We start from the raw sequence: 9,541 nt of genomic DNA, 5'->3' as shown, positions 1-9,541 counted from the left end.
CGGGGCTTTCCTTCGCCAATTTGCTCACACTTCGGGCTTTTGCGCCCTTTGTCCCGCCCCCCTAAAAAATTCAAGCGCTCTAAACTTGGTTTTCGCCCGCTTCTTGCATTTATGGTAGCGGAGGCCTGAAGAAGATCGCCTGGAAACATATCGCGGGTGGGCGCCGTGCTGCGGTGGATCGGGCTGCCATTGCGCTGCGGCGACGGTGAGGAGAGTGAGGGCCCATGCCTGCGGCAGCCTGATGGTCACCGCCACCATGCAATAACGTCTCGCCCGGAGAGCAATACACAGCACATGTGACAAAAATGGCATGCAATGGTGCCTGAAGTTGTCGCTCGCGGCAACAACACCCACAAGGTGCTCCCACCCCCTCCAGCCAATGCATGGCGCTGTGACAGGTTCGGGCACTCTCAATTGGGCGCAAATATTGCTTCAACACGCACTCAATACCTGACGGGAACAACAGCAAGTGGGACAAAAAACCTCGGCGCGGCGGCTTGCTCTGGGTCGTACCGACGGCTTTCGGGGCGCACTGGCTGCGGCGGTGGTGGTCATGCTTCTGTGCGCGGTCACCGGCTTGGCCGAACGGATTGAGCTTCAGCTGTACGATGCCGCCGCTCGTATTTCCTCTCCCGCCCCCCTCGCAGAAATCGCCATCGTCGGCATCGACGACGCCAGCCTGGGCGCGCTGGGCCCCCAGCCGTGGTCACGAGACCTGCATGCCCGGCTGATCGACACTCTGTCGGCCGCAGGGGCCAAAACCATCGTCTACACGCCGTCCCTGTCGGATTCTCAGTCTGACCCCGGGCTCGGCCAGGTTCGCAAAATCAGGGCTGTATTGACCAGTGCAGGCGACGGTTCGCCACTGGCTGCCGAGCTCAACCGCGTGACCGCCGAGGCCGAGAATGCCCTGGACACAGACGCCCGGCTCGCGTCCAGTATCCAGAAAGCGGGCAACGTACTGCTGGCCTCCCGCTATGCGGCGTCGGGCAAACCCACTGCACTACCCGCATACGTACGCCGAGGCACCTTGCCCGACCCCGGCGCCTATGCCACGTCTGCGCTTTCGGCGCAGCACCCGCTGGCGGCGCTCGGGTCTGCGGCAGTGGGAGTCGGCCACCTCTATACGGTGGCCGATGAAGACGGCAAAGTACGCCAGGCGCCCTTGCTGCTGCGTTATGACGAAGTGGGTGTCCCATCGCTTGCACTGCTCGCTGCGCGCCACAGCCTGCACCTCACGGCAGACGAAGTACGGATTCAGGACGCTCCCAAGTCATTGCGCCTGGGCGGGCTGGACATCGCCACAGACCCCTCGGCTGTGATGCGTCCGCGCGTGTACTCCGTGCAAGAGGGTGCGCCACCTTTTCCCATCGCCTCGTTTGCCACGGTGCTGAATGGAAAAACCCCCGCCACCCTGTTCAAAGACAAGGTTGTGATCGTTGGGGAAACCAGCGACAGCCTGGTGGCGCCATGGGCTGGCCCTGGCGGGCAGTCCATCTACCCCGTGGAATGGCTGGCCCACACGGTGTCCAGCATTCGCCAGGGGCTCTCCGTGACTGCGCCAAGCTGGGCCCGAGCAGCATCCTGGGCGGCGGTGCTAGGCGTATTGCTCTCCGCGGCCTTGGTGGCGCCGCGACCGCCGACGGCGGTAGGTGTCAGCGCAAGCCTTGCCGTGGTCCTGGCGATGGTATGTACGGAGTGGGGTCTGCTGCGTTACGCCGGGCTGTGGGTGCCGCTGACGCTGGCCGCTGCAGGCGCACTGGCTGGCGCCGCCGCAATCGCAATGCGAAGCACCCCGGGCCGATCAACCACATCCAGACAGTCGGCGCAAGCGTTGGAAGCGGCCGAAGCCGACCGCATGATGGGCCTGGCGCTGCACGGGCAAGGCCAGCTGGACATGGCGTTTGACCGTCTGCGCAAGGTGCCGCCCAGCGATGCGCTGATGGACAACCTGTACCACCTGGCGCAGGACTTTGAGCGCAAGCGCAATTTCGCCAAGGCAAAGGCGGTTTACGCGCAGATTCTGCGCCACAACAAGCAGTACAAAGACGCCCGCAACCGCTACCAACGTGCACGGGCCCAGCTTCAGCACAGCGCGGATGGTCCTTCCAGCGCCCCAGCGTCCATACCGCCCGCGCACAATACGCCGAGCTTGCAGGGTGATGCGGCCACCGGGATTCCTATGCTGGGGCGGTACCAGATCGACAAGGAGCTGGGCAAAGGTGCCATGGGTGTTGTGTACCGGGGGCGCGACCCCAAAATTGGCCGGGTGGTCGCCATCAAAACACTGGCGCTGGGGGCGGAGTTCGAGGGTACGGCTCTCGTCGACGCCAGGGCCCGGTTCTTTCGCGAAGCAGAAACGGCGGGACGCCTACAGCATCCACACATCGTGACCATTTTTGACGCAGGCGAAGAACACGACCTGGCGTACATCGCCATGGAGTTCCTCAAAGGTGCCGACCTGACGCACGCATGTCGCAAGGAGCACCTGCTGCCGATACCCACCGTGCTGTCCATCACGGCGCGCGTGGCCGACGCTCTGGACTACGCCCACGCACACAACGTGGTGCACCGGGACATCAAGCCGGCCAACATCATGTTTGATGGTGCTGCAGATGCGGTCAAGGTCACCGATTTTGGTATTGCGCGCATCACCGATTCGAGCAGGACCCGTACGGGCCTGGTGCTGGGAACCCCCAGCTTCATGTCGCCGGAGCAGCTGGCGGGGAAAAAGGTGGATGGCCGGTCGGACCTGTATTCCCTTGGCGTCACGCTGTTTCAGCTGCTGACGGGGACACTGCCGCTGCGCGGCGAATCCATGACGGAGCTGATGCACAAAATTGCCAGTATGGACGCGCCCGACGTGCGTCAGCTGCGGCCGGAGGTGTCCCCGGCCGTTGCAAAGGTGGTGTCCCTTGCGTTGCAAAAGCGCCCTGATGCACGCTACCAGACCGGCCGCCAGTTTGCAGCAGGCCTGCGGGAAGCGGCGGCGGACGGTCATGCGGCGCTGGCTGCCCCCGAAGCAGTCGTCTATGATGCAGACCGCGATGCAACAGGGCATGAGATGGCGGATTTCCAGGAAACCGTGATGGAGCTACCCGCTGTGCGGGGTGCGGCATCCCCGCCGATTTCAGGCGCCCGATGACGCTCGCCGCAACATCCATGACCTATGAATTTTTCGCGCGGACAGACAAAGGCCGCGTGCGCACCAATAACGAAGACGCGGTGGCTGTCGACCGCGAGGCCCAGGTCGCCATCCTGGCCGACGGCATGGGCGGCTACAACGCGGGCGAGGTCGCCAGTGGCATGGCCACAACCTTCATTCGCACTGAGATGGGGCGCTGGCTTGCGCATGCAGGAAACACTCCGCAGTCCACCGATGTGCGCCGGGCTCTGGAAATTTGCGTCGAGAACGCCAACCACGCCATCCTGGGCGCATCGTTGTCCAACCCCCAATATGCAGGCATGGGCACAACGCTGGTAGTCGGCGTGTTCCATGGCAGCCGACTCATCCTCGGACATATTGGCGACTCCCGCTGCTACCGCTTGCGCGACGGTACCATGCAGCAGATCACGCGCGATCACTCGTGGCTGCAGGAGCAGGTCGACGCGGGCCTGCTCACGCCCCAGCAGGCTGCCCAGTCCTCCAACCGCAACCTCGTCACGCGGGCCTTGGGCGTAGAGCCCAACGTCATGATGGAAGTCAACGAGTTTCAGGTTGCGCCCAGCGACCTGTTCCTCATGTGCTCCGATGGCCTCACGGACATGGTTGCCGATGCAGAACTGGCGGAGATGGTGCGCGCACCGCTCCCGTTGGAGGAAAAAGCCACACTGCTCATCGACACAGCCAACGCGAACGGCGGTCGTGATAACGTCAGCGTGCTGCTGGTGCAGGCTGCCGCTGGAGGCAAGAAGCGCGGCCTCATGTCCCGATTGCTAGGTGCCGCTTGAGCGGCCCGAACTACAACAATTCATCACATCAGGAGTGGATCATGCCCAGAATGATCGTTTCAATCGACGGGGTCGTTATCAAGGAAGTACAGTTGACCAAGGAGCGGACCACCCTGGGTCGGCGGCCCTACAACGACATCGTGATTGATAACCTCGCCGTGAGCGGCGAGCACGCCGTGATCCACATGGCGGGCCATGATGTGGAAATTGAAGACTTGGGCAGCACCAACGGCACCTACGTCAACGCCAAGGCCGTCAAGCGCCAGGAACTGCGTAACGGCGACACGGTTGAAGTGGGCAAGTACAAGATCCGTTTCCTGAGCGAGGCCGAAGGCCAGAACTTCGAGAAGACCATGATCTTCAAGCCCGGCATGGTGCCGCCGATAGGATCGGTGTCTCGGCCGGCTGCGCTGGCACCAACGCCCGCACCGGCCCCCATCTCTGCGGTGATCCGGGTGATGTCGGGCGCTGCAGCGGGGCGAGAAGTGTCTCTGCAAAAAGTGGTCACCACGATCGGCAAACCAGGCGTGGCCGTGGCATCGATTACCAAGCGCCACCAGGGGTTTGTGCTGGCGCACGTGGAAGGACCTGATATGCCCATGCTGAACGGCGCGGCCATTGGCGCCTCGCCCGTGCCACTCAAGCACGGCGACCGCCTGGAGTTGGCCGGTACGGAAATGCAGTTCGAGCAGAGTTGATTTACTCCAGCTAGTCGTTCAGTTCGTCTGGCCTATCAGATTGGCCCAAGGGCAGGAGGCTGAACATGCGGCAGCAGCTTTCATCCCTGTTTCGCCACCGGTGGCGGCGTATCAGCATCACGCTGCTCCCTCTTCTCTTTGCGCTTTTGCACGTTTCCAACGTGTTGCACCTTCAGGTGCTGGAACGCCTCGACAACATCATCTATGACACACGTTTGCGCGCCACGATGCCTCAGACGCTGGACGAACGCATCGTCATCATCGACATAGATGAGAAAAGCCTGGGGCGCATTGGTCAGTGGCCCTGGGGCCGCGACAAGATGGCGGCGTTCTCCCTCGAACTGTTTGAGCGCCAGCAGGTGGCGGTTGTTGGTTTTGACGTCATTTTTGCAGAGGCCGACGGAAGCTCCGGCTTGGGCAATCTGCAGCGGCTTGCGCGAGGCGCTTTGAAATCCCAGCCCGGCTTCGCCGACTTGCTGGCACAACTTGAGCCCTCTCTGGACTACGACGCGCTCTTCGCTCAGTCACTGACAGGGCGTGCGGCAGTTCTGGGTTTCTATCTGACCAGCGACCGGGAAGGTCGCACCCGCGGCACCTTGCCAAGCCCTGCCCTTCAGACCGATCAACTGCGCGGCCTCCCCTTGCGCGCCACATCGTGGAACGGATACGGCGGCAATATCGAGGTGTTGGCGAAGGCCGTTCCCGTTGCTGGATTCTTCAATTCAATTACAGACGAAGACGGTGTCGTCCGGTCGTTGCCACTTTTGGCCGAGCACCAGGGAAGCTATTACGAATCGCTGGCACTTGCGGTGTTTCGCCAGGTAGTTGGCATGCCGGAGGTGCTGCCAGGTTACGCCAACGCCAATCCGCAGGGCGACTATGACCCACTGCAGAGCATTGTTCTGCGCCAGGACGGGCGGTCGATCGCTCTCCCGGTCGATGACCGCCTCGCCACCCTCATACCTTTTCGTGGCCTCGGCGATGTCTCAGGCGGCTCTTTCCGCTACATATCCGCCTCTGACATTCTTGAAGGTGCCTTACCAGCGGCGAGCTTGCGCGACCAAATCGTATTGGTCGGGTCCACTGCACCCGGTCTGCTCGATCTGCGCGTGACCCCCGTGGGCCGAACCTACCCAGGCGTTGAAACGCACGCCAATGTGCTGTCCGCTCTGCTGGATGGCAAGAACATCGTGCGCCCAGACTACGCACTGGGTTTTGACGCACTGCAGCTGCTGTGCGCGGGCCTTTTGCTGGCTGTCGCGCTGCCACTCTTGGCTGCGGGGCCCGCCGTTGCCCTGAGCGTGGGAGTCATTACAGTGCTGACTGGCGTCAACCTGTGGCTCTACCTATCGCACGGCCTTGCACTGCCACTGGCAACTGCCGTGCTGATGTCGGTGCTGGCCTTTGCGCTCAACATGGTCTACGGCTACTTCGTCGAGAGCAAGTCGAAACGCGAGTTGGCAGCACTTTTTGGCACTTATGTTCCTCCCGAGTTGGTGGATGAAATGGTCAAAGAGCCGGAGAACTACAGCATGCAGGCCACCAGCCGCGAGTTGACGGTGATGTTCTGCGACATGCGCGGATTCACTGCCATGTCAGAGCGCATGGAGCCGCTGCAATTGCAGGCCCTGTTGAACGACGTGTTCAGCAGACTCACGCACATCATCCGGAGCCACCGCGGCACCATCGATAAATACATGGGTGACTGTGTCATGGCGTTTTGGGGCGCCCCGGTCGCCACACCCGATCATGCGCAGCTGGCTGTGGCTGCTGCCATTGACATGGCGAAAGCTATCGCAGAGATCAACGAGAGCCACCGCCAAAGTGGTCTGCCGGAAATTGGCGTGGGCATCGGTCTCAATACTGGAACCATGTGCGTCGGCGACATGGGTTCGGACATACGTCGCAGTTACACGGTCATTGGCGATGCGGTCAACCTCGGCTCTCGCCTGGAAGGCTTGTCCAAACACTACGGCACGTCGATTGTCGTGAGTGAGAGCACTAAGCTACTGGCGCCGCAGTTTGCTTGGCAGCAACTCGATCTCGTCCGTGTGAAGGGCAAGGCCCAAGCGGTGGCCATTTTCTGGCCCCTGTCGAAGTTGGCGGCGGTGAGCAATTCGGAATCGAGTGAACTAGAGGAATGGGGGCAATTCCTCACTGCCTACCGGGCGCAAGAGTGGGCACAATGCGACAGTTGCCTCTTCCGCCTCAACACCGTTCGTCAAAGCAGTACGCTCTATGCCCTGTATGCCTCGCGTGTGGCGCTGTTTCGACAACAGGCATTCACCCCGGACTGGGACGGCGCCACCAATTTCGACAGCAAGTAATTTGGCAATCTCTATACAAGGTAATACATGAAGGTTCGCGTGCTCGGATGCTCCGGCGCCATCGCCAAGGACTGCCGCACGACGTCGTTTTTAATAGGCGACAACACCCTGATTGACGCGGGTACCGGCGTGGGCGACTTGACGCTAGAGGAGATGGGCAAGATCGACCATGTGTTCCTGACGCATTCGCACTTAGATCACATTGCGGCGTTACCGCTGATGCTTGACGCAGTGACTTCATCGCGCAGCGCTCCCGTTCAGGTTCACGCTCTACCCGGCACCATCGCCGCGTTGCAGGCCCACGTATTCAACGACGTCATTTGGCCCGACTTTAGTGCCATCCCGTCGACAGCCAAGCCCTTCATGCTGTACCACGCCATCGAGACGGGCCAGCAGATTGACATAGGCGGCATTCTGGTCGAGGCTCTGCCAGCCTTGCACACCGTTCCCGCAGTGGGATACGCGGCACGAGGCACCAATGGCTGGTTGGTGTTTAGCGGTGACACCGGACGCAACCCTGCGTTCTGGGATCGCGTTAACACACTGCCCGTTGCGCTTCTTATTATCGAGACCGCCTTCAGTAATCGCAAAGTCGACCTCGCCAACCGTAGCCTACACCTGTCGCCTTCCACTTTGGCTGAAGAGCTAGTCCACATACTCCCTGGCCAGCGGTACCCAATCTACATTACGCACACTAAACCCTCGGAGACTGAACTCATCATGAAAGAGATTCGACAGTTTGAAGCGCACATGCCCGAAGGGCTTACGGCACCGCTCGATATTCGTTGGCTGAAAGCGGGCCAAGAGTTTGTGATGTAGCCGCGGACTGACAAACGAGCGCTACTGCGACTGGTTTATGCTGCCGTTGCATCCCAATGGTCCACGATGCAATCTGATTTGGTCCCACACGCGGTCCGGCTCCTGCGGTATCGCAGGCATACAAGGCAAACATGACAATCTTGATCGATCAAAAATGTCACTCGCTACAACAATGGATACATGTCGTTACGTCATTTCCCGTTTTCAGCCGTATTGAGTGCAAAAGGGCAGGTCATCCTGTGTGGCACGAAAGCTGCGTAAGACAAACAACCTGATTTGTTCTTCAGGTTTCAATTGCAATTGACCCCCCAAGGAGTTTTTATGAAGCGTTTCATGCAAAAGGGTTTCACCCTTATCGAACTGATGATTGTGGTGGCCATCATTGGTATTCTGGCGGCCATCGCGCTGCCGGCTTACCAGGACTACACCGTGCGCACCCGTGTGACCGAAGGCCTGAACTTGGCCCAAGGCGCGAAGAACATGATTGCCACAGACGGCACCAGTACCAACGAGCTGGCGAATGTCGTCGCGACTTGGAATGCCCAGAATTCAAAAACTGGAGCCAATTCCAAGTTTGTTGACAGTGTGCTGATTGGTGCTGGTGGCCCGATCACGGTGACATACAACGCTGCCTCTACCGGGGTTGCTGCGGCAAAGAATACGCTGGTCATCTCCCCCTATGTGCGTACTGCAGCCAAGGGCACATCCGTCACCCTGGCCGCAGCTTTGACGGCTGGCGAAAGCGGTGCGCTTGACTGGGCCTGCTCCTCTGTAACCGGGGTCTCCGCAACCAAGGCTGGCATGGCTGGCGCTGCGGCCGGTAAGCTGGAGGCGAAGTACGCGCCTGCTACTTGCCGTTAAAATCGGCTGGCCTTTTGGGCCTATAAAAGAAAAGAGTGCCGAGGCACTCTTTTTTTTGGAGAAAAAATGACTCGAGTATGGAATTCGACGCGATGGAAATTTGCGGCTCGCATTGCTGCATGGCACGCGCTTCTCAGTTTGATGATCGCGGTATTGGCAGCATTCTGGGTTTTCAAGGTTTGGTATGCAGCACCGTTCGGCGAGATGCTTGGCGTCAGCACGCTTGTGGCCGTATTGATTGCTGTAGATGTTGTATGCGGGCCATTGTTGAATTTTTACCTCAGTAACCCGACAAAAACACGGCGCGCGTTGCTGGTGGATTGGACCGCCGTAGGCGTCATCCAACTTGGCGCATTGGTTTATGGCATGCACGCGCTTTGGGAAGCGCGGCCCGTCATGGTGGTTTTTGAGGACGACCGTCTCGTGGTCGTCACAGCTGTTGAGATTGATGAAGCCGAATTGTCCAGAGCACTTCCTGAATTCCAGAAGCTACCCCCCACGGGCATTCAGCTTGCCGCAGTACGGCAACCAAAAGATGCCGACGAACGGCTGCAAAGTCTTGAATTTTCATTGCAGGGCGTAGAGCCCAGCGCGAGGCCCTCTTGGTGGATACCCTATTCCCAGGCGGAGAATACCATTCGATATCGCGCCAAACCTCTACTCGACCTTGCAGCGCGCGGTACCTTGACGACAGAAGTGTTGGCACGAAAAACAGACGACATCGGCATTCACAAGAGAGATTTAATTTATCTGCCAATAACTAGCAAAATAACCAAGGAATGGGTTGCAGTTCTTGATTCTAAAACGCTTTATCCCATCAGATATATCGCGGTCGATGGGTTTTGAGCGGCCCGGCGGGCTTTGAAAAATATCGCAAAACTTGAG

Annotated in this window: 7 protein-coding genes; all 7 read left to right on the top strand. The window is 59.9% G+C overall.

Annotated elements, in window-relative coordinates; all coding sequences use genetic code 11:
- Positions 1 to 469: 469 nt before the first annotated feature.
- The 7 genes from ACK4OE_RS15035 to ACK4OE_RS15005 all read left to right on the top strand — a co-directional run bounded on the left by ACK4OE_RS15035 (position 470) and on the right by ACK4OE_RS15005 (position 9,502).
- Entirely contained in the window at positions 470 to 3,145 is a 2,676-nt protein-coding gene (locus ACK4OE_RS15035; protein ID WP_409885617.1) for a CHASE2 domain-containing serine/threonine-protein kinase, read from the top strand.
- Between the two features lie 17 nt (positions 3,146 to 3,162).
- A complete protein-coding gene (locus ACK4OE_RS15030; RefSeq protein ID WP_409885616.1) occupies positions 3,163 to 3,951 on the top strand; it encodes a Stp1/IreP family PP2C-type Ser/Thr phosphatase in 789 nt (262 codons plus the stop codon).
- A gap of 41 nt (positions 3,952 to 3,992) precedes the next feature.
- Positions 3,993 to 4,649, top strand: a complete 657-nt coding sequence (locus tag ACK4OE_RS15025) for an FHA domain-containing protein (RefSeq protein WP_409885615.1) — start codon at positions 3,993 to 3,995, stop codon at positions 4,647 to 4,649.
- Between the two features lie 65 nt (positions 4,650 to 4,714).
- The gene (locus ACK4OE_RS15020) at positions 4,715 to 6,976 is read left to right on the top strand and encodes a CHASE2 domain-containing protein (RefSeq protein WP_409885614.1); all 2,262 of its coding nucleotides are present in this window, start codon (positions 4,715 to 4,717) and stop codon (positions 6,974 to 6,976) included.
- A 27-nt stretch (positions 6,977 to 7,003) separates the two neighbouring features.
- On the top strand, positions 7,004 to 7,795 hold the full coding sequence (locus ACK4OE_RS15015) for a 3',5'-cyclic-nucleotide phosphodiesterase (protein ID WP_409885613.1): 792 nt from the start codon (positions 7,004 to 7,006) through the stop codon (positions 7,793 to 7,795).
- A 321-nt stretch (positions 7,796 to 8,116) separates the two neighbouring features.
- Positions 8,117 to 8,656, top strand: a complete 540-nt coding sequence (locus tag ACK4OE_RS15010) for a prepilin-type N-terminal cleavage/methylation domain-containing protein (RefSeq protein WP_409885612.1) — start codon at positions 8,117 to 8,119, stop codon at positions 8,654 to 8,656.
- A gap of 66 nt (positions 8,657 to 8,722) precedes the next feature.
- A complete protein-coding gene (locus ACK4OE_RS15005; protein ID WP_409885611.1) occupies positions 8,723 to 9,502 on the top strand; it encodes a hypothetical protein in 780 nt (259 codons plus the stop codon).
- Positions 9,503 to 9,541: the final 39 nt, after the last annotated feature.

Origin of the sequence: Acidovorax sp., assembly GCF_046314175.1 — a bacterium.
GTDB lineage: Bacteria > Pseudomonadota > Gammaproteobacteria > Burkholderiales > Burkholderiaceae_C > Acidovorax.
Note: the sequence above shows the minus strand (reverse complement) of the source record. Positions and strands in the feature narration are given on the sequence as shown.

Excerpts from the sequence above, each read along its gene's own strand:
- ACK4OE_RS15020 (WP_409885614.1), top strand. The coding sequence starts at position 4,715 with ATGCGGCAGCAGCTTTCATCCCTGTTTCGCCACCGGTGGCGGCGTATC.
- ACK4OE_RS15010 (WP_409885612.1), top strand. The coding sequence starts at position 8,117 with ATGAAGCGTTTCATGCAAAAGGGTTTCACCCTTATCGAACTGATGATT.
- ACK4OE_RS15030 (WP_409885616.1), top strand. The coding sequence starts at position 3,163 with ATGACCTATGAATTTTTCGCGCGGACAGACAAAGGCCGCGTGCGCACC.
- ACK4OE_RS15025 (WP_409885615.1), top strand. The coding sequence starts at position 3,993 with ATGCCCAGAATGATCGTTTCAATCGACGGGGTCGTTATCAAGGAAGTA.
- ACK4OE_RS15015 (WP_409885613.1), top strand. The coding sequence starts at position 7,004 with ATGAAGGTTCGCGTGCTCGGATGCTCCGGCGCCATCGCCAAGGACTGC.
- ACK4OE_RS15005 (WP_409885611.1), top strand. The coding sequence starts at position 8,723 with ATGACTCGAGTATGGAATTCGACGCGATGGAAATTTGCGGCTCGCATT.